Source organism: Pseudomonas sp. PDM01, assembly GCF_014852325.1.
In the GTDB taxonomy this organism is placed as follows: domain Bacteria; phylum Pseudomonadota; class Gammaproteobacteria; order Pseudomonadales; family Pseudomonadaceae; genus Aquipseudomonas; species Aquipseudomonas migulae.
The window spans coordinates 13858-34089 of sequence record NZ_JACVBK010000001.1 but is presented as its reverse complement, the minus strand read 5'-3'; the positions used below and the strand labels follow the sequence as shown (position 1 = coordinate 34089).

Below are 20232 nucleotides of genomic sequence, written 5' to 3'. Positions count from 1 at the left end.
CCGCGACAGGCTCACAATCAAAAACTGCCCGCCCACAGGGGAACACCACCATGGACGCCCTGTCCCAGACCCTGCGCGTCGTCCGCCTGGTCGGCGCGATTTTCATCAACGCCAGGTTCACTGCCCCCTGGTGTTATCAGTCACCGAGCGCGGACACCGCCGCACCGTTTCTCGAGCCCGGCGCCGAACGCGTGGTGATCTTTCACTTGATCACCGAAGGCGAGTGTTATGTCGAGCTCGGTGATGATCCTCCCCAATTGCTGACGGCTGGCGATGTGGTGGTGTTTCCGCAGGGCGATGCCCACCGCATGTGCTCCAAACCCGGTCTCGCGCCGGCCAGCGGTGCACGGCTGGACGTCGTGCTCGCGCGCCGCCCACGGCAATTGAGCTATGGCGGTGGTGGCGCGGTCACGCGCCTGGTGTGCGGTTATCTGGCGTGCGATACGCGGCTGGCGGGCATGTTGTTGACGGGGTTGCCGGCCGTGGTAAAGGTCAATGTGCGCGGCTCGAACGCCGGGATCTGGCTGGAATCTTCGGTGCGTTATGCGCTGGCCGAAGCGCGCTCGCCAAGGCCCGGTGGTGAAGGCGTACTGGCCAAGCTGGCCGAGGTGTTGTTCATCGAAGTGCTGCGTTTGTACATGCACGAACAGGCCGAAGGCCGGACCGGTTGGCTGGCGGGTGTGGGCGACCGGATCGTCGGTGCCGCCCTCAACGCGCTGCACAAAAAACCCTGTCATGCCTGGACACTGGATGAACTGGCGCGCACCGCCGGCACCTCAAGATCGGTATTGGCGGAGCGCTTTCAGCAACTGGTTGGGATTTCGCCGATGCAGTACCTGACGCAATGGCGCATGTTGCTGGCGGCCAACCTGTTACGCAGCAGTAACAGCTCATTGATGCGCATCGCCGAAGAGGTCGGTTACCAGACCGATACGGCGTTCAGCCGGGCATTTCGGCGGGAGTTCGGCGCACCGCCCGCGGCGTGGCGGCGCAGTCAGGAGAAACGAACAATGGCCCACGGCGCGGAGCCTGTGAGCCATTGAGTTGACGGGTTACGCGGCGGGGGCTTTCGCCTCTTCCAGCAACTGCTGGATCATCTTCTCCTGGGTTTCGTAGCGACCTTCACCGAAGTGGGTGAAACGCACCTGCCCCTTGGCGTCGATCAGGTAGTGAGCGGGCCAGTACTGGTTATCGAAGTTGCGCCAGATCGCGTAGTTGTTGTCGATGGCCACCGGGTAGGTGATGCCGAGCTTTTTCACCTGATCCTTGACGTTGGCGATGATGCGTTCGAAGCCGTATTCCGGGGTGTGGACGCCGATCACCACCAGGCCATCCTTCTCGTATTTCTTCGCCCAGTCCTTCACGTAAGGCAGGGTGTGCTGGCAGTTGATGCAGTCGTAGGTCCAGAAGTCCACCAGCACCACTTTGCCTTTGAGCGACTCATTGGTCAGTGCTGGTGAGTTGATCCATTCAACGGCGCCGGACAGCGACGGCATCGGACCCTGGGCATTGTCCAGGCTTGTATCGGCCTTGACCTTGCTGACCAGGTAATCGACCACTTTCGGTACGCTTTCCAGCACGCCTTTCTCGATACTGCTGACGCCCTCGGAAGAAGTGCCGGCCAGCAGGGTCTTGTCGGCGCCGGTGGAAATCACCACCGCAGCCGCCAGTACCGCAAACCCGGTACCGCGTCGCAACCAGCCGGTCACCGGAATCGACGCTTTCAAGCGATTGACCAGGCCGCGACCGGCGAAGATCAAGGTGCCCAGGGACAACGCGCTGCCCAGGCCGTACGCCACCAGCAACAGACTGGTCTGCGCGTTGGCGCCTTGCAGCATGGCGCCGGTGAGGATCACGCCGAGGATCGGCCCGGCGCACGGCGCCCAGAGCAGACCGGTGGCGACACCGATCATCACCGAACCCAACGGGCCGGACATTTTGCGGGTGTCGGGGTCGAGGCGATTGCCCAACAGCACGAACGGGCGTGCCAGCCAGCCGCCGACCCGTGCCGAAATCAGCGACAGGGCAAACAGCGCCATCACAATCAGGGCCACGTGACGACCGGTGTTGTTGGCTTGCACCACCCATTCACTGCTGACCACGGCCAGGCTGGAGATCAGGGCGAAGGTCAGGACCATGCCGCCGAGGGTGAGCAGGATCGAGGAGCGAGTGCGGTCGACCCCGGCGAACAGGAACGGCACGACCGGGAGAATGCAGGGACTGAGGACGGTCAAAATGCCGCCCAGGAAAGCGATGAGAAACATGGGGATCACCTAATGCATTAGAGGGTGGCAACGAGTCCCCTGTAGGAGCCGGCTTGCTGGCGATGGCGATTTGTCAGTCACATCAATGTCGAATGTGCTGCCGTCATCGCCAGCAAGCCGGCTCCTACAGTGGGATTGCGTGACTTCAGGCCGTTTGCTCATCCAGCAATTGGCCTTGTGGCGTGCGGCTGCCACCGTTCTCGGCAACCATCTGCCCTTGCGGCGTACGGCTCGAACCGTCCTGCACCAGCAAGTCGTTGGCGCCCTGCTCGTTCACCGGGGTCAGCTGGAAGCAGGTGCTGCTGCCGCAGGTGCTTTGTTCAACGGCGGCGTTGGCGTGAGCGGCGGCGCCGGCAAGGGCGAAGGCAGCGGCGGTCAAAAAGCGGGTTACGTTGTTCATGGCGTTCTTCCTGTATCAAAGGGGATTGGCAATCGGTCAGCGAAGGACTCAGTTGTCTTCGTTGCAGTCAGCAATTTTTCGGTAGTCCAGCACCTGGGTTTTGTTCTGGGAGTCCAGGTAAGTCAGCTGGGCATCGACAATCCCGCAGGCATTCGTGGTGTCCTGTGTCAACGACACCACTTTCTTGATGTCCAGGTGCGTGCCGTAGCTGTAGGTCCTGGCGCTGACGTCGGCTTCGGCACGGGCCGACAGGGTGCAGATGTTCAGGGCGGCAAACAGGCAAGCGGCGTAGATGGCTTTGGTGTTCATGGTGGTGTCCTCAAGGCTTCAATGGGTAGATCGTTCAATTGAGCCGAGGCGGTTGGGTTTGCCTCGATGGAACCTATTAGAAGGCCCTGAGGTATCTCGTCTGTGTCGAGAAGCGGCGCGTGTAAATCGGTACGTATCAAAGGGGCCTGCCGATACACAGCGATACAAAACCCCTGGATTTCCGGGTTTTTAAGTCCATGTGTATCCGCCGACACACCAGATACACTGCAATACAAAGGGTGGCGGGCGAGCGGGCAAAGGCTCGATAGACTGTGCGCATTCCCTATTTGAAGAGGCTTGGCCCATGGAACACGTCGATCACATCCTCATCGTGGACGATGACCGCGAGATTCGAGAGCTGGTAGGCAACTACCTGAAGAAGAACGGCCTGCGCACCACCGTCGTGGCGGACGGCCGGCAGATGCGCGCGTTCCTGGAGACCACGCCGGTGGACTTGATCGTGCTCGACATCATGATGCCGGGCGACGATGGCCTGATGCTGTGCCGCGAGATCCGCGCAGGCAAACACAAGACCACCCCGGTGCTGATGCTAACTGCGCGCAACGATGAAACCGACCGCATCATCGGCCTGGAAATGGGCGCCGACGATTACCTGGTCAAGCCGTTCGCCGCCCGTGAACTGCTGGCGCGGATCAACGCGGTGCTGCGGCGCACACGGATGCTGCCGCCCAACCTGGTGGTCACCGAAAGCGGTCGCCTGCTGGCCTTCGGTCGCTGGCGCCTGGACACCTCGGCCCGCCATCTGCTCGATGACGACGGCACCATGGTCGCGCTCAGCGGCGCGGAATATCGACTGCTGCGGGTGTTCCTCGACCATCCGCAACGGGTGCTCAACCGCGACCAGTTGCTGAACCTGACCCAGGGCCGTGATGCCGATCTGTTCGACCGTTCCATCGATTTGCTGGTCAGCCGCCTGCGTCAGCGCTTGCTCGACGACGCACGGGAACCGGCCTACATCAAAACCGTGCGCAGCGAAGGCTATGTGTTTTCGCTGCCGGTGGAAGTCCTTGGGGCGCCCGCATGAACCTTTCCCTGCGGTGGCCCCGCACCCTCGCCTCGCGCCTGTCGCTGATTTTCCTGATCGGTCTGATTCTGGCGCAAGTCCTGTCTTTCGGCGCGCAGTACTACGAGCGCTACGAAAGCGCGAAAAACACCATGCTGGGCAATCTGGAAACCGACGTTTCAACGTCCATCGCCATCCTCGACCGCTTGCCGGCCGAAGAACGCATGAGTTGGCTGCAACAACTGGATCGCCGCAACTACCGCTATTTGCTGGATGAAGGTTCGCCCGGCACAGCGATGAGCGATACGCCTATCGCGATGACCTCGATCAAGGACGCCATCGGCAAGGATTACCCGATGACGGTTACGGACATTCCCGGTCCGGTCAAACACTTCCAGGTCCATCTGAAACTGGCCGATGGCAGCCCGGTCACCATCGACGTGCGTCCGTCGATGGTGCCGTTGTCGCCCTGGTTGCCGGTCGTCTTGCTCGGCCAACTGTTGCTGATGATTCTGTGCACCTGGCTGGCCGTGAGAATCGCCATTCGCCCCCTCACCCGCCTCGCACAAGCCGTCGAAACGCTGGACCCCAACACCCACCCGGTGCACCTGGACGAAAAAGGCCCGACCGAAGTCGCCCACGCCGCCATGGCCTTCAACGCCATGCAGGCGCGTATCGCGGCGTACCTCAAAGAACGCATGCAATTGCTGGCGGCGATTTCCCACGACCTGCAAACCCCCATCACTCGGATGAAACTGCGCGCCGAGCTCATGGACGACTGCAACGAAAAAGACAAACTGTGGAACGACCTCGGCGAGATGGAGCACCTGGTGCGCGAAGGCGTGGCCTATGCCCGCAGCGTCCATGGCGCCACCGAAGAGAGCCGTCGCACCGATCTGGATTCGTTCCTCGACAGCCTGGTGTTCGACTATCAGGACATGGGCAAGGACGTTCAGCTCAGCGGAAAAAGTGACACCGTCATCGACACCCGGCCGCACGCCTTGCGCCGCGTGCTGGTGAACCTCACGGACAACGCACTCAAATTCGCCGGCGCGGCGCAACTGCAGGTGGAATCGAAACCTGGCGGCAGCTTGTCGGTGAAGGTGATGGACCGCGGCCCCGGGATTGCCGAAGAAGAACTCGCCCACGTGATGGAGCCGTTCTACCGCGTGGAGAATTCTCGCAACCGCAGCACCGGCGGCACCGGTCTCGGCCTGGCGATTGCCCAGCAACTGGCGCTGGCCCTCGGCGGGTCGTTGACGCTGAGCAACCGCGAAGGCGGCGGACTCTGCGCAGAGCTAAAGCTCCCGGCCCGCCCTTTGTAGGAGCGAGGCTTGCCCGCGAAGGCCTCGACACGGTTCTACCTGAAAACCGTGTCATCGTTCTTCGCGGGCAAGCCTCGCTCCTACAGAACCTGAACCAAGGCTAAGGAAAGCCTTTATATTGTCGGGCGCAGTCGGTGATTCGCCGCTGTGCTGTACTCGGCAACACCTCATCACTGATATGGACATTGCACATGGATGAAAACAGAAGACCCATCAAAACGCGTTCTGCGGGATGGGCCAAATACGTCACCGACCAGTTGGTGAAAAGGGACCTCTCCCCCAATCAGATCTCCGTGGCCAGCATCGCCTTCGCACTCGCTGGCATCGTCGCGCTCAATATCGACACGGGCGTCATCGGTTCGATCCTCTGCGCCCTCGGCATCCAGTTGCGCCTGTTGTGCAACCTCTTCGACGGCATGGTCGCGATTGAAGGCGGCAAGAAATCCGACATCGGCAGCCTCTACAACGAATTCCCCGACCGGATTGCCGACAGCCTGCTGATTGTCGGCCTGGGCTACGCCATCGGCTACTCTGACCTTGGCTGGTTTGCCGCGCTGGCTGCGGCATTGACGGCATACGTCAGGGTGTTTGGCGGTTCGATCGGTCTCAAGCAGAGCTTCATCGGCCCGATGGCCAAGCAGCACCGAATGGCGGTCATGACGGTCGGGCTGCTGCTGAATGCCGTCGAAGCAAGCGTTTATGCCACTCACTACGTGCTGTTGATTGCGCTGGTCATCATCGCCATCGGCTCCGCCGCGACCTGCGTCACGCGCACCCTGGCCATCTCGCGCGAACTGAAGGGGAATCCTCATGTGGATCAGTAACGCGCTGATTTCTGTTCTTCGATTCGTGATCGGCGTCACGGCCCGATGGGAAAGCCCGCCGGACCTGACACGCCAGCGTATCTATTTCGCCAATCACTCCAGCCATATGGACACCCTGGCAATCATCGCAGCCCTGCCACCGGAAGCCCGAGTGAACGTGAAACCGGTTGCGGCCGCTGACTACTGGGGAAAGAACAAATTCCTGTCATACATCTCGCAGAAAGGCCTGAATGCGGTGCTGATCGATCGCAACCCCGCGCCCGGCGTCAACGTACTGGAGCCGATTTTCGACGTGGTGCGCGCCGGCCATTCGATCATCATCTTTCCGGAAGGCACGCGCGGCAGCGAGGCGTTGCCCGGTCCTTTCAAATCGGGTCTGTTTCGCTTGGCCGAGACATTCCCTGAGGTTGACCTGGTGCCTATCTACCTGGAAAACCTGCATCGCTCCATGCCAAAAGGCAAACACGTCCCCCTGCCCATCATCTGCACGATCCGTATCGGCGATCCGCTGCAACGGATCAGCGGCGAGGAAAAACAGGTGTTTCTGGATCGGGCGCGTGACGCGATTGTGAGGTTGTCGGAATGAATCTTGATGAAAAGTTTTTGTGGTTCTTCGGCGCCATTGCCGCCCTGTTGGCGATCGCTTCGATCATCGGCCGGATACTGGCCAAGCGGGCGACGACAGAGGGCTCGGTCTCGACCATCGAAAACCTCAACCAGCGCGTAAATGCCTGGTGGGGGATGGTGATCATTTTCTTCGTGTCCTACCTGCTGGGCGGGAACGCGACGGTCATTCTGTTCGGCTTCATTTCCCTGTTCGCGCTCCGGGAATTCATCACCCTGACACCGACCCGGCCTGGCGACCATAACGCGCTGTTTTCGGCGTTTTTCATCCTGATTCCGCTGCAATACGTACTGATCGGCACCCACTGGTATTCGCTGTTCACGCTGTTGATTCCGGTGTACGCCTTCCTGCTGCTGCCGGCGATTGCGGTGCTGAGCCAGGACACCGACGCCTTCCTGGAACGGGCGGCCAAAATTCAGTGGGGGGTGATGATTTGCGTCTACTGCATCAGCCACGCGCCGGCGCTGTTACTGCTGGACCTGGAAGGCTTCCAGGGCCAGAACGCGCTGCTGCTGTTCTACCTGGTGTTCGTCGTGCAGTTGAGTGACGTGTTGCAGTACGTGTTCGGCAAGCTCTTCGGCAAGCACAAGGTTGCGCCGCTGGTGAGCCCGTCGAAAACCGTGGAAGGCCTGGTCGGCGGCGGTTTGTCGGCCACGCTGATTGGCGGCTGCATGTTCTGGATGACACCGTTCAGTTTCTGGCAGTCGCTGATGATGTCGTTCGTGATTGTGGTGATGGGTTTCCTGGGCGGCCTGGTGATGTCGGCGATCAAGCGCAGCCTCAGCGCCAAGGACTGGGGCACCATGATCAAGGGCCACGGCGGCATGCTCGACCGGATGGACTCGATCTGCTTCGCGGCACCGATCTTCTTTCACCTGACGCGGTACTTCTTCTCCGCCCAATAAAAACGCATCTCCACTGTAGGAGCCGGCTTGCCGGCGATAGCGGTAGGTCAGTCGACACATTTATCGCCTGAATGGACGCCATCGCCGGCAAGCCGGCTCCTACAAGGAATTATGCCGGGCTCACCACCCCTTCCCCGTGCATCTGCCGCAACAACGCCGCTCCGCTGTCGATGAAACCCTGCGATCCCGCCGCCCCCGCTTCGACGGCCAATCCTTCCAGCTGCTCACGTCCGTTCAGTTGGGGAAACTCGTCGATCCGCTGCAACAAGCGCCAGGCCAGCGGGCTCAGTTCGGAAAACTTCACGCTCCAGTCCTCCGCCCGGCGAACCAATAACAACGTCGGCTGAGCCGGAGGCGTTTCAGGCTGATAGTCCGGCCCCACCAACTGCACCGGCCAGGCATACGCCAACGGCCAGGCCAGTGGTGAAACCTGCAACGGTCGATCCAGCAGCAGCCCGACATCACTCGCTGGCAATGGCTCGGCGTCGGACTGTTGCAACACCATCTCGATCCACTCGTAATGCGCCAGTTCCACCATGAACGGCGGCCACGCCCCCTCGTGCAACGCAGGCGGTTCTGACGCGAGAAAGTCGACAAACTCCCTGGCGATCTCACCGAATTTCGGCGTTTGCGCACGGTGGTCCCGCAGGAAGATGCGCACCAGCGAACCCCAGCGCTCATCGCCAAGAATCTTGATCAACACCGGAAAAGTGCCGCTGAGCAAGATCGAGAGGTTATTGAAAACAAGGTCGCGATAAACCTGTGCCCGCGCCACGTCCATTCCGGCCGGCGGCGCGCAGTGATCGGGGTCGCGCAAGTAAAGCCCCAAGGTGTTTTGCTGCTGAAACAGGCTTGCGTTATCCACGGTTCGCCTCCTTGTCCTGCAAGCGGCGAATGGTCTGCAATTCGGCAACCAGTTCCGCGAATGCAGGGAAATTGAAATCCCGCTCAAGCAACGTCGGTTGCGCGCCGAACCGAGCATAGGCCTGGGCCAGCAACGACCACACCACCGGTTTCACCGAGGCGCCGTGGGTGTCGATTTTCAACGTGTCGGACTCATCGAAATGCCCGGCCACGTGCATCGCCACCACCCGGTCCGAATCGATGCCGGCCAGAAAAACCTGCGGATCAAAATCGTGGTTGATCGAGTTGACGTACACATTGTTGACGTCCAGCAACAGGTCGCAATCGGCTTCGCGCAGCACCGCGTTGGTGAACGTCAGCTCGTCCATGTCCTGTTGCGGCGCGGCGTAATACGAGACGTTTTCCACCGCCAGGCGCCGACCGAGAATGTCCTGGGACTGACGAATGCGCGCGGCGACGTGGTGCACCGCTTCTTCGGTAAAGGGCAGCGGCAACAGGTCGTACAGGTGACCGTCATCGCTGCAGTAGCTCAGGTGTTCGCTGTACAGCGGCACGTTGTACTGATCGAGAAAAACCCGCACTTCTTGCAGGAACCCGACGTCCAGCGGCGCCGGTCCGCCCAATGACAGGGACAAACCATGGCAGGACAACGGATAGCGCTCGGCCAGGCCCCGCAGTGCCGCGCCATGAGCGCCGCCGATGCCGATCCAGTTCTCCGGCGCGACTTCCAGAAAGTCGAAATCGCCCACGCGGGCGGCTTGAAGGTCTTTCATCAAACCGCGACGCAGGCCAAGTCCGACGGTGGCCTTCGTTGATGTGTTGGAAGTCTGCATGATGTCGATCTCAAAGGTTGTCAGAACGTAATCACAGTTAACCGAAACGGTGTATCGGGCCTGTGTTGCGTTCCGGCAGAAAATCGCGGCGGTTGTATCGCCGGCGGGTCTGTACACACTTCGGTACAGAGCCGCCGGTGGGCGTTACGCCAGGTCGTATTTCTCGCGCACCAGATGGCCGATGCCGATGCGATCGAGCACGTTCATCGGGCACAGGAAGGTCACGCGCACGGTGCCGGGCAAGCGGCTGATGTCGATGGAGCCGGTGATGGTCGCGCGGTTGAGCACTTCGTCATACGGCAGGCCCGTGACCGAAGCGGCACGTTTCAGGCCGTTTTCCACCGCCACGTTGAGGTTCTCGCCGCTGCCGATGAAGGTGATCGGGCCGCTCTGCTCGATCTCGGTCTGGCCCCAGCGCTCGCCCAGTTCGCGGACTTTCTGCCGTTGCAGGGCATTCATCGGTCGCGCCATCGGCGGCAGATCGTCGAGGTTTTGCAGGAGGATCGGCCCTTCCAGTGTCAGGTGCTTGATCACTTCGACCTGCACTTCGGTTTCCCCGGAGCAGTCGGTGGCATGCCCGGCGATCTCGCCGTTGCCCTGCTGGGCGTGCATGTCGCCCATGTACACACCGGCGCCCGGGACTTTCACCGGGCAGATCAATACGCAGCCTTCGCGGATCGAGTTGGTGTCCATGTGACCGTCAGTCTTGGCCGCGTGCAGTTCCTCACGCGTCATGCCGAAACGGTGCGGTGCGCCGATCAGGTATTGGCCGAAATCGGCGCAGTTGTGCGAGTCCGGCAAGTCCCGCGACGGCGTGGTGCCGATGTTGCCGAGGAACGGCCGCATGTGCGCGGCAACGCCGGGGATGTCGGCGCGGGCCAGGGACAGGATCGAATGCTGGGCGGCGAACTCCGGCAGTGCCGACATCTCGGAGGCGTTGCCCGCCAGTTGGTTGGCGATGTCCTGATTGACGGTCAGGCTGACCTGATTCTGCGCATCGAACACGATCACGTAACCGTGGCTGAAGCGGAAAGCGCTGACTTCGGCGCCGCAATTGCTGCAACGAATCGAATCTTCGCCAATGCCTTCGACGTAGCTGGCCGGGTGCTCTGTGCCGCATTTGCTACAGAATTTCGCGACGAACGGATCGCCGTTGTAGCGACCTTCAACGAAGCTCATCACGCCGGACGAGGTGGCCAGCGAGGTGACGCGCATGCTTTTGATCTTGATCGCCACGGCGTCGCCGATTTCGGCACCGGCAATGGCCACCGGTTGGGTCACTTCATGGCCGCCCTCGAAGGCCGGCGTAATCATCGGCCCCCAGCAGCCCGGCGGCGTGCCGGTGATCAGGGTGCCGCCGTCGGCCAAGGGGCCGAGCATCGGCTGGCTTGGGCCGATAAGGCCGCTGGTGTATTGGTCGACGCGCAGGCGATCAACGGGTGTGGATGTCAGGTCGGTTTCAGGCAGGAGCGTGGTCATTGTTGTCCCCTTCACGGTGTATAGGGTGCCAAGCGGCCTGTGCAGTTCATCGCAGGTTTGTATCTGGGCTGTGTTCGGCAGTGAGCCGGTTTTGCGGGAAATGTATCGAGAAGGACGTTAGATACACTCCGATACACACGTACCCGTGTAGGAGCGAGGCTTGCCCGCGAAGGCGGCGTAACAGTCAACGAGGATGTGTCTGAAATACCGCCTTCGCGGGCAAGCCTCGCTCCTACAGGGGATGTGTGTGAATCAGGCAAATGCGGGCTTTCGTCGCTCCGCCCGGCAGCCCACGGCCTGCGGACTAAACTTACTGCACGCAGGACGTACTCACCGTCCTGATCATTTCCACGACCACTGCCCAGAGGTGAATGCCTCGACAAAGAATGCCCCTGGACCGTGATCCAGCCGAAGGAGCACACGTGATGGACGAGGCCAGACTCAACGATTTCATGGGCAAACTGGTGAACGACATGGGCGGCGCGGCGATGCTCGCCAACGTCATCCTCGGCGAAGAGCTCGGGCTGTACCGGGCGATGGCCGACAGTCAGTTGATCAGCCCCGAAACACTCGCCGAGAAAACCGGCTGCAACCCCCGCCTGCTGCGCGAATGGCTCAGCGCCCACGCCGCGTCCGGTTACATGGAACACCGCGACGGCCAGTTCCGTCTGCCCGAAGAACAAGCCCTGGCGCTGGCGATCGAAGACTCACCGGTCTACGTGGCGGGCGGTATCGGGGTGGTCGCGTCGTTTTTCCATGACAAGGACAAGCTGGTCAAAGCCATGCGCGGCAACGGCGCCCTGCCCTGGGGCGAACACCATCCGTGCATGTTCAGCGGCACGGAACGGTTCTTCCGGCCCGGCTACAAGGCGCACCTGGTCGCCGAATGGCTACCGTCCCTTGAAGGCGTCGTCGCCAAACTGGAGGCTGGCGCCAAGGTCGCGGACATCGGCTGCGGGCACGGCGCATCGACGGTAATCATGGCCCAGGCATTCCCGGACTCGCGGTTCGTCGGTTTCGACTACCACGCGCCGTCCGTCACCGTCGCCAACCAGCGCGCCGAGGAAGGCGGTGTGTCCGGTCGGGCGCGGTTCTTCCAGGGCACGGCAAAAAGCTATCCCGGTGACGACTACGACCTGATCTGCTATTTCGACTGCCTGCATGACATGGGCGACCCGGTGGGCGCGGCGCGGCACGCCTATGAGTCGCTGAAGCCGGACGGCACGGTGCTGCTGGTCGAACCGTTCGCCAACGACAAGCTAGACGACAACGTTACCCCGGTTGGCCGGTTGTTCTACGCCGCCTCGACGTTCATTTGCACCCCGAACTCGCTGTCCCAGGAAGTTGGCCTCGGGCTCGGCGCCCAGGCCGGTGAGGCGCGGTTGCGCAAGGTGTTTACGGAAGCGGGATTCAGCACATTCCGCCGGGCTACCGAAACGCCGTTCAACCTGATACTCGAAGCGCGCAAGTAAACATCGCCCCTGTAGGAGCGAGGCTTGCCCGCGAAGGCGGTATCTCAGGCACACCGTCGTTGTCTGATAGGCCGTCTTCGCGGGCAAGCCACGCTCCTACAGGTGAATCACCAAATGCTACCCTTCAAACACCCCAGCCCCATCGGAGTGTTGAACATGCTCGACAGCCGCACCCGCGAACAACTCGACCGGCTCCAGCAGTTCATGACCGACCAGCCGTTCGTGGTCCTGACCGGTGCCGGCATCAGCACCCCGTCGGGCATTCCGGACTACCGCGACCACCAGGGCGTGCGCCGTGGCCGGCAACCGATGATGTATCAGGAATTCCTCAGCGCCCCGGAATCCCGGCGCCGCTACTGGGCGCGAGCGATGCTCGGCTGGCCGCGGGTGCGTCAGGCTCAGCCAAATGTGGCGCATGAAGCCCTCGCCAACCTGCAAAGCACCCGGCAGATCAGCGGGCTGATCACCCAGAACGTCGACACCTTGCACGACCAGGCCGGCAGCCACGACGTGATCGAACTGCATGGCAGCCTGCACCGGGTGCTGTGCCTGGATTGCGGGCAGCGCAGTGAGCGGGATTCGATCCAGCAGTTGATGGAAACGCAGAACCCGTACCTGGCCGGCGTGGATGCGGTGCAGGCACCGGACGGCGACACGCTGCTCGACGCGGCGTTCGAAGCGCGGTTTCAGGTACCGCATTGCCCGAATTGCGCGGGCGAGCGAATGAAACCGGACGTGGTGTTTTTTGGCGAGAACGTGGCGCAGGTGACGGCGGCCAAGGCAATGGCTGCGGTGGAAAAAGCGGCGGGATTGCTGGTGGTGGGGTCTTCGTTGATGGCGTATTCGGCGTTTCGGTTATGCCGGGCGGTGGCGGATCAGGGCAAGCCGCTGATAGCGATTAACCTGGGCAAGACGCGGGCGGATGACATCCTCGATCTGAAAATCGAGGCTTCGTGTGAACAACTATTGCCGTTGCTGACCCAGCGCCTGACACCTTAGCAACAACGCATACCTTGCCGGCGACGGCGACGTAACAGATACACCGCGTCGCCTGAATCGCCAGCAAGCCGGCTCCTACAAGGGTCTGTATTCACCTGACACACCACCAAACCTGTAGGAGCTGGCTTGCCGGCGATGGCGTCCGCAAAAACACCACAAACCTCAAGGCCCAATCGCCGGCAAGCCGGCTCCTACAAGGGTCTGTATTCACCTGACACACCACCAAACCTGTAGGAGCCGGCTTGCTGGCGATGGCGTCCGCAAAAACACCCCAAACCTCAAGGCCCAATCGCCGGCAAGCCGGCTCCTACAAAGGTCTGTATTCGCCTGACACACCACCAAACCTGTAGGCGCTGGCTTGCCGGCGATGGCGTCCGCAACAACACCACAAACCTCAAGGCCCAATCGCCGGCAAGCCGGCTCCTACAAGGGTCCGTATTCACCTGACACACCACCAAACCTGTAGGAGCCGGCTTGCCGGCGATGACGTCCGCAAAAACAGCGCAAACCTCAAGGCCCAATCGCCGGCAAGCCGGTTCCTACAAAGACCGTGCCCGCCTGACACCTTAGCAACTGGCACAACGCATACCTTGTAGGAGCCGGCTTGCCGGCGATGGCGTCCGAAACAACACCCCAAACCTCAAGGCCCAATCGCCGGCAAGCCGGCTCCTACAAAGACCCGTGGGCGATTACAGCAGCGACAAGGTGTAGTTGATGATAAAGCGATTCTGATCAACGTTACGCCCGGCATCGGTATTCGACTTGCCGTTGCGCACGCTGAAACCAAGCCCCTTGAGCGACCCAGATTGCAGCACGTAGTCCAGGGTCATATCACGCTCCCACTCGGACTGATCGCCCGCGTTGCGAACCTTGATGTCAGTCCCTTTCAGATACGCGATCGACGCTTTCAGACCCGGCACGCCCAAAGGCGCGAAGTCATAGGAATACTGACCGAAGTTCGTCTGCTCGCCTGCGCGGGTAAAGCTCTGGATCATGCGGTCCGTCGGCAGGTAAACACTGCCACCACCCGCCCCTTTATCGACCAGGCTACCTTGGTTGGGCTGCACGAAGTTGCTGCCGTCACCCACCTGTTGATGCCCCAGCGACACCGAGTGGCCACCGTTCACATAGGTGATCATCGCCACCCAGGTGTTGTTGTCGATTTCACCGTTGTTGTCCTCGGTGTAACCCGAGGTGCGGTAGCCTTGTGCGCGGCCGGCGGCGGAACTGTTGGCGCCCGTCGATGTGGTGTTGAAGTAACGCAGATCGGTGGTGAACGAGCTTTTGCTGTCGATCGGCAACACGTGGGTCAGACCGAAAAAGTTCTGGTTGTAGAAGTCTTCCATCTGCGCGAAGTAATACTGCGCCTTCAGTTCCTTGGTGATGTAGTAGTCACCGCCAGCGAAGTAGAACTTGTTGCTGTCCTGGGTGGCGCCCGGCACCGACAAACCGGTCCGGTCCGTCGAGGCGCGGCCGACTGCGTGTTCAAGCACGCCACTGGTCAGCATCAAGCCATCGATGTCATTCGAGGTGACCTGCGCACCGGTGAACGACTGCGGCAATACGCGGGCATCGTTCGACAACAGGATCGGCAATTTCGGCAGCAAGGTGCCGTAGCGGAACTCAGTTTTTGAGATACGCATCTTCGCCGTGGGGCCGAAGCTGCTCCAGGAGTCGGCAGCACCGTCGCCGTCACTCGGGATCATGCCGCTGCCCACGTGGCGACCCGCGCCGCTGTCCAGCGTCACACCGAGCAACGCTTGCGCATCCAGCCCGAACCCGACCGCGCCCTGGGTAAAACCGGACTCATAGCGCAGCACAAAACCCTGCGCGGCCTCCTCGGTTTTCGACGGGTCCGCCGTGCCATCGCGGTTATCGCTGTTGAAATACAACGTGCGCATCGACAGCGTGGCTTTGCTGTCCTCCAGAAAACCGTGCGCGGCAGAGTCGGCTGCCTGTGCGCACATCGAACCGGTGGCCAGCAAAAGTGCGGTGGGGATTGCTCGCTTGAACATACGGTGCTCCTGGGTCATTTTTTTATGTTTTTTTTTAGTTTTTGCCGACCGCTGTCCGCCACGGGCACTCAACCGCGGCGTGCACAATGCCGCGCTCGATGAGTGACCATGAGCCTTGAGGAAAGCGATCGGAGTGTTCGAGCTAGATGAGGTAAGAAAGACCCACGGTCAGCGCAAAGGCGACCAGCGAAATAATGGTCTCCAGCACGGTCCAGGTCTTGAACGTCTGGGTGACGCTCATGTTGAAGTATTCCTTGATCAACCAGAAGCCGCCGTCGTTGACGTGGGAAAAGATCACCGACCCGGCGCCCGTCGCCAGCACCAGCAACTCCGGATGCGGATAACCCAGACCAATGGCCACCGGCGCGACAATGCCGGAGGCGGTGGTCATGGCCACGGTGGCGGAACCGGTGGCGATGCGCATCAACGCGGCGAACAGCCAGCCCATCAGCAGCGGCGACAGGTGAAATTCGTGGGCCAGGCTGACGATCTGGTCGGTGACCCCGGCGTCCACCAGGATCCGGTTCAAGCCGCCGCCGGCGCCGACCAGCAAGGTGATGCTGGCGGTTGGCGCCAGGCATTCGTTGGTGAACTTGAGGATCGATTCGCGGTTGAAGCCCTGGGCGAGGCCGAGGGTCCAGAAGCTCAGCAAGGTCGCCAGCAACAGCGCGATCACCGAGTTGCCGATGAACAGCAAAAACTGGTTGAAACCGCTGCCCGGCGTGGAAATCAGGTTGGCCCAGCCGCCGATCAGCATCAACAGCACCGGCAACAGAATGGTCGACATGGTGATGCCGAAACCCGGCAGGCTGTCGCGCGGTTCACGCTCGAGGAACTGCCGTTCCAGCGGGTTTTCCGCCGGCAGTTGAATGCGCGGCACGATGAATTTGGCGTACAGCGGACCGGCAATAATCGCCGTCGGAATGCCGATCAAAATCGCATACATCAACGTCTGCCCGACCGACGCCTGATACACCTGCACCGCGAGCATCGCCGCCGGGTGCGGCGGCACCAGCGCATGCACCACCGACAGCCCGGCGACCATCGGCAAACCGACCATCAGAATCGACACGCCCACGCGGCGCGCCACGGTAAACGCAATCGGCACCAGCAACACAAAACCGACTTCGAAGAACAACGGCAGCCCGACCAGAAAGGCGATGCACACCATCGCCCAATGCGCGTTCTTCTCGCCGAAACGGTCGATCAAGGTGCGCGCCACCTGCTCGGCGCCGCCGGACTCGGCCATCATCTTGCCGAGCATCGTGCCCAGCGCCACCACCAGCGCAATGTGCCCCAGGGTCTTGCCGACACCGGCCTCGTAGGCGCCGACCACGCCGGACGGCGGCATGCCGGCGAGCAATGCCAGGCCGATGGACACCAGGGTGATAACGATGAAGGGATTGAGTCGATAGCGGGCGATCAGAACGATCAGCGCGATGATGGCGATGGCGGCATATACCAGCAGCCAATAGCCGAAGGACAGGGTCATGCGGTACTCCTCGAAAGGGTCACGTCGAATGGGTTGTGAAACTCATAAAACATTTCGAGAGGTGATTTTCAAACGAGGCGAAAGTAATTTTCGTAGAGGGATAAGGGTTGTCGTGCAGAGGTATGGGGGGTCGTGTTTTTTGAAACTGGGCCAGGCGGATTTTCATCGCGCCTGAGCCATTAATGTTGAAGTACAGCTCGCGTTTGAATCGTTTTGCGCAGTCGGTGAAATGTCGGATCGCCGCAGATGACCGATTGACTCAGTCGTTCATTTCCGCAGCGAGCACATTCACCAGCGCAGCGGCCGGCATCTCACGAATCAGCGGCGCCCCCTGCCCCGCCCACTGCACGGCAAACTCCGTGTTTGCCTGGGCGGTGGCCGCAGCGTTGAGCGCTTTGTTGGCGTCATAGGCACGTGGATAGTCTGGCAGCGCCGCGCCAGCCTTTTCGAGGCAGGTGAAGTTGCGATTGACCATGCCTCGGGCAGGACGTCCGGAAATGACGCTGGTGACGGCAGTCTGGTGCGCGCGCGGCCCCTTCAAGGCCTCGCGATAGGCGCTGTTGGCGGAGGATTCGGGGCAGAGGATAAACGCCGTTCCCAACTGGGCGGCACTGGCGCCCAACTGCATGACGGCCTTGATCCCCGCGCCGTCCATGATGCCGCCCGCCGCGATCACCGGCAGTCGGCAAGCCGCCACCAGTACACGCACCAACGCAAACGTCCCCATTTGCGAATCCTGTTTTGGATCGAATACCCCGCGATGCCCCCCGGCTTCGTAACCTTGTGCGACCAGCGCATGTACGCCGGCGTGTTCCGCGATCTGCGCTTCGGCCAGGTTGGTCACGGAACACAACAGGATGATGCCCGCAGCCTTGAGCGCATCGATGGCCGGTTGTGGCGGCAGCCCGAAATGGAAGCTGACCACCGCCGGCCGTTCTTCCAGCAGCATCTGCAACATGTCCGGGTCTTCGACGAATGAGGTGTAGATCTCACGCAGCGCCGTCGGTGCCGCGGCCCCGAACTGCGCAAAGAACGGCGCCAGAAATGTCAGCCACTGCGTCTCGCGAGCGCTGTCGTGGACAGCAGGCTGGTGGCAAAAAACATTCACATTGAACGGCTTGTCCGTCAGCGCGGCCGTCTCGCGGATCATGTTCCGCGCCTGCTCGACGTTGCTTGCCCCGATGCCAATCGCGCCGAGGCCGCCGGCGCTGGACACCGCTGCCGCCAGTCGGGGCGTGGAAACACCCACCATCGGCGATTGAAGGACGGGCAGTCGAATGTTCAAAAGGGACAGCAGTTGAGTGGACATGGCATCACCTGAAAGACAGTTGCACAGAGGTAAAAACGGACCCTTTGGCCCACGCGGCAAACCCTAAAGTTCACCGGTCAGAAATTGCGCCCTTCCACGGCCGAAGGACCAGTCCGCATCGGTGTTCTCCACCAGCGAAACAATCAGGTCGTCGGGTGACAGGCCACACTCGGCTTGCAGCCTCTCGGCCAGCAAGCGGTAGAACGCGGTTTTCTGCGTCTGTAAACGTGGTCGCGAAATCACCGTCAGTAACACCACGCTGGTCGTGCGCGTGTAACCCAATCCCGTGTCGTGCAGCACCAACTCCCCCGGACGATGTTGCGTGACGCTTTGGTAGCGATCACTGTCGGGCACCTCAAAGGCCTCGACCATCGCCTGATGGGTCACGTCCAGCAGGGTCTTGAGTTGTTGGTCATTGCGCCCCTGGATGATGTCGAACTTGAGCAGCGGCATAGCGGTTCACCTGTGCGGAAAAAACCGGGAGCGAGCGTTCGCTCCCCCTGGGAAAAACGATGCCGTGCAAGCCCGCGCCAACACGTCATCCACCCCAAACCTGTGGAGCAGAAAGCGGTGCTTACTTGGAGGTCGGCATGGCAAATTCCGCGCCCTTGGCGATGCTGTTCGGCCAGCGCTGCATGATCGACTTCTGCTTGGTGTAGAAGCGCACGCCCTCTTCGCCGTAGGCGTGTGTGTCACCGAACAGCGAGCGCTTCCAGCCACCAAAACCATGCCACGCCATCGGCACCGGAATCGGCACGTTGATGCCGACCATCCCCACCTGAATGCGGCTGGCGAATTCACGTGCGATGTGACCGTCGCGGGTATAGCAAGCGGTGCCGTTGCCGAACTCGTGTGAGTTGACCAGATCGACCGCCTCGGCAAAGTCCTTCACGCGCATGCACGCCAACACCGGACCGAAGATTTCCTCTTTGTAGATTTTCATCTCGGGGGTGACATGGTCGAACACCGTGCCACCGAGCCAGAACCCTTCGGCACAATTCGCGCCAGCCTGGGCGCCGTCAAAACCACGGCCGTCGACCAGCAGTTCTGCGCCCTCCTCAATGCCTTGTTCGATGTAGCCGGTGATGCGTTGCAGCGCCACTTGCGACACGATCGGGCCCATCTCGGCGGCCAGGTTCGTGCCTTCGAGGACTTTGAGTGTGCGGGTGCGTTCCACCAGTTTCGGCATCACCTTATCGGCGACGTCGCCGACAAACACCGCCACCGAGATCGCCATGCAACGCTCGCCGGCAGAGCCGAACGCCGCGCCGATCAGCGCGTCGACCACCTGATCGATGTCGGCGTCGGGCATCACCACCATGTGATTCTTCGCGCCGCCCAACGCCTGGACACGCTTGCCGTGGCGGGCACCGGTCTCGTAGATGTAGTTGGCAATCGGCGTCGATCCGACAAAGCTCACGGCTTTGACGTCTGGATGATCGATCAGCGCATCCACGGCTTCTTTATCGCCCTGCACCACGTTGAACACGCCATCCGGCAGCCCGGCTTCCTTGAACAATTCGGCGATCAGCAGCGAAGGCGACGGGTCGATGGGGCTCGGCTTGAGTACGAAGGTGTTGCCGCAGGCGATGGCCACCGGGAACATCCACATCGGCACCATCACCGGGAAGTTGAACGGGGTGATGCCGGCCACCACGCCCAGCGGCTGGCGCATGGTCCAGTTGTCGATGTTGGTGGAGACCTGTTCGGTGTAGTCACCCTTGAGCAGTTGCGGGATGCCGCAGGCGAACTCGACGACCTCGATGCCGCGCGTTACTTCGCCCTGGGCGTCGGTGAAAACTTTGCCGTGCTCGGCGGTGATCATGCGCGCCAATGTGTCGCGGTGTTCATTGAGCAACGCCAGGAACTTGAACAGGATGCGGGCGCGACGCAGCGGCGGCAGCGCCGACCAGGCGGGAAACGCGGCCGCTGCCGACTTCACTGCCGCGTCGACTTCAGCGGCATTGGCGAGGGCCACTTTGCCGATGACGGAGCCGATGGCAGGGTTGGTGACGTTCTGCGTGCGACCGGAAGTACCGTGCGTCACGCGGCCGTGAATGTAGTGTGCGATGTCTGCTGGCTGGTTGCTCATG

General features: G+C 61.4%; 19 protein-coding genes. 8 read left to right on the top strand and 11 right to left on the bottom strand.

Going from position 1 to position 20232, the window contains the following annotated elements:
• The first annotated feature begins 50 nt into the window (after positions 1–50).
• Positions 51–1043: an AraC family transcriptional regulator gene (locus IB246_RS00175; RefSeq protein WP_008043287.1), complete on the top strand. Its 993-nt coding sequence runs from the start codon at positions 51–53 to the stop codon at positions 1041–1043.
• 9 nt (positions 1044–1052) lie between these two features.
• Here the strand turns inward: IB246_RS00175 and IB246_RS00170 are convergent, their stop codons facing one another.
• The 3 genes from IB246_RS00170 to IB246_RS00160 form a co-directional block, all read right to left on the bottom strand.
• Entirely contained in the window at positions 1053–2264 is a 1212-nt protein-coding gene (locus IB246_RS00170; protein WP_008028191.1) for a cytochrome c biogenesis protein DipZ, read from the bottom strand.
• Between the two features lie 145 nt (positions 2265–2409).
• The gene (locus IB246_RS00165; protein ID WP_008043295.1) at positions 2410–2664 is read right to left on the bottom strand and encodes a hypothetical protein; all 255 of its coding nucleotides are present in this window, start codon (positions 2662–2664) and stop codon (positions 2410–2412) included.
• 48 nt (positions 2665–2712) lie between these two features.
• On the bottom strand, positions 2713–2973 hold the full coding sequence (locus IB246_RS00160; protein WP_008043296.1) for a DUF2790 domain-containing protein: 261 nt from the start codon (positions 2971–2973) through the stop codon (positions 2713–2715).
• Positions 2974–3277: 304 nt separating this feature from the next.
• Here IB246_RS00160 and IB246_RS00155 point away from each other — a divergent pair, with 304 nt between their 5' ends.
• From IB246_RS00155 to IB246_RS00135, 5 genes are all read left to right on the top strand, one after another.
• The gene (locus IB246_RS00155) at positions 3278–4018 is read left to right on the top strand and encodes a response regulator (RefSeq protein ID WP_008028195.1); all 741 of its coding nucleotides are present in this window, start codon (positions 3278–3280) and stop codon (positions 4016–4018) included.
• On the top strand, positions 4015–5322 hold the full coding sequence (locus IB246_RS00150; protein WP_008043297.1) for a sensor histidine kinase: 1308 nt from the start codon (positions 4015–4017) through the stop codon (positions 5320–5322). The genes IB246_RS00155 and IB246_RS00150 overlap by 4 nt, the downstream gene beginning before the upstream one ends.
• A gap of 191 nt (positions 5323–5513) precedes the next feature.
• Positions 5514–6146 (top strand): CDP-alcohol phosphatidyltransferase family protein, encoded by a 633-nt coding sequence (locus IB246_RS00145; protein ID WP_008043298.1) that lies wholly within the window; start codon positions 5514–5516, stop codon positions 6144–6146.
• Positions 6133–6732, top strand: a complete 600-nt coding sequence (locus IB246_RS00140; RefSeq protein ID WP_008028204.1) for a lysophospholipid acyltransferase family protein — start codon at positions 6133–6135, stop codon at positions 6730–6732. Before IB246_RS00145 ends, IB246_RS00140 begins: the two co-directional genes overlap by 14 nt.
• Positions 6729–7676, top strand: a complete 948-nt coding sequence (locus IB246_RS00135) for a phosphatidate cytidylyltransferase (RefSeq protein ID WP_008043299.1) — start codon at positions 6729–6731, stop codon at positions 7674–7676. Before IB246_RS00140 ends, IB246_RS00135 begins: the two co-directional genes overlap by 4 nt.
• 109 nt (positions 7677–7785) lie before the next feature.
• Here the strand turns inward: IB246_RS00135 and IB246_RS00130 are convergent, their stop codons facing one another.
• From IB246_RS00130 to IB246_RS00120, 3 genes are all read right to left on the bottom strand, one after another.
• Positions 7786–8541: a DUF2063 domain-containing protein gene (locus IB246_RS00130; protein WP_008043301.1), complete on the bottom strand. Its 756-nt coding sequence runs from the start codon at positions 8539–8541 to the stop codon at positions 7786–7788.
• On the bottom strand, positions 8534–9373 hold the full coding sequence (locus IB246_RS00125) for a DUF692 domain-containing protein (protein WP_008043303.1): 840 nt from the start codon (positions 9371–9373) through the stop codon (positions 8534–8536). The genes IB246_RS00130 and IB246_RS00125 overlap by 8 nt, the downstream gene beginning before the upstream one ends.
• Before the next feature lie 144 nt (positions 9374–9517).
• Entirely contained in the window at positions 9518–10852 is a 1335-nt protein-coding gene (locus IB246_RS00120) for an acetamidase/formamidase family protein (protein WP_008043306.1), read from the bottom strand.
• A 425-nt stretch (positions 10853–11277) separates the two neighbouring features.
• On the opposite strand from IB246_RS00120, the gene IB246_RS00115 reads away from it, so the two are divergent.
• Entirely contained in the window at positions 11278–12324 is a 1047-nt protein-coding gene (locus tag IB246_RS00115; protein ID WP_008028214.1) for a class I SAM-dependent methyltransferase, read from the top strand.
• 156 nt (positions 12325–12480) lie between these two features.
• On the top strand, positions 12481–13323 hold the full coding sequence (locus IB246_RS00110) for an NAD-dependent protein deacetylase (RefSeq protein WP_008043308.1): 843 nt from the start codon (positions 12481–12483) through the stop codon (positions 13321–13323).
• A 689-nt stretch (positions 13324–14012) separates the two neighbouring features.
• Here the strand turns inward: IB246_RS00110 and IB246_RS00105 are convergent.
• The 5 genes from IB246_RS00105 to IB246_RS00085 form a co-directional block, all read right to left on the bottom strand.
• On the bottom strand, positions 14013–15338 hold the full coding sequence (locus IB246_RS00105) for an OprD family porin (RefSeq protein WP_008040825.1): 1326 nt from the start codon (positions 15336–15338) through the stop codon (positions 14013–14015).
• Positions 15339–15480: 142 nt separating this feature from the next.
• The gene (locus IB246_RS00100; RefSeq protein WP_008040824.1) at positions 15481–16830 is read right to left on the bottom strand and encodes a gluconate:H+ symporter; all 1350 of its coding nucleotides are present in this window, start codon (positions 16828–16830) and stop codon (positions 15481–15483) included.
• A 259-nt stretch (positions 16831–17089) separates the two neighbouring features.
• Entirely contained in the window at positions 17090–18139 is a 1050-nt protein-coding gene (locus tag IB246_RS00095) for an NAD(P)H-dependent flavin oxidoreductase (protein WP_008039784.1), read from the bottom strand.
• Positions 18140–18202: 63 nt separating this feature from the next.
• Positions 18203–18592, bottom strand: coding sequence for a tautomerase family protein (locus tag IB246_RS00090; RefSeq protein WP_008039782.1), 390 nt, complete (start codon positions 18590–18592; stop codon positions 18203–18205).
• A gap of 121 nt (positions 18593–18713) precedes the next feature.
• Positions 18714–20231: a CoA-acylating methylmalonate-semialdehyde dehydrogenase gene (locus tag IB246_RS00085; protein WP_008039778.1), complete on the bottom strand. Its 1518-nt coding sequence runs from the start codon at positions 20229–20231 to the stop codon at positions 18714–18716.
• Position 20232 lies beyond the last annotated feature (1 nt).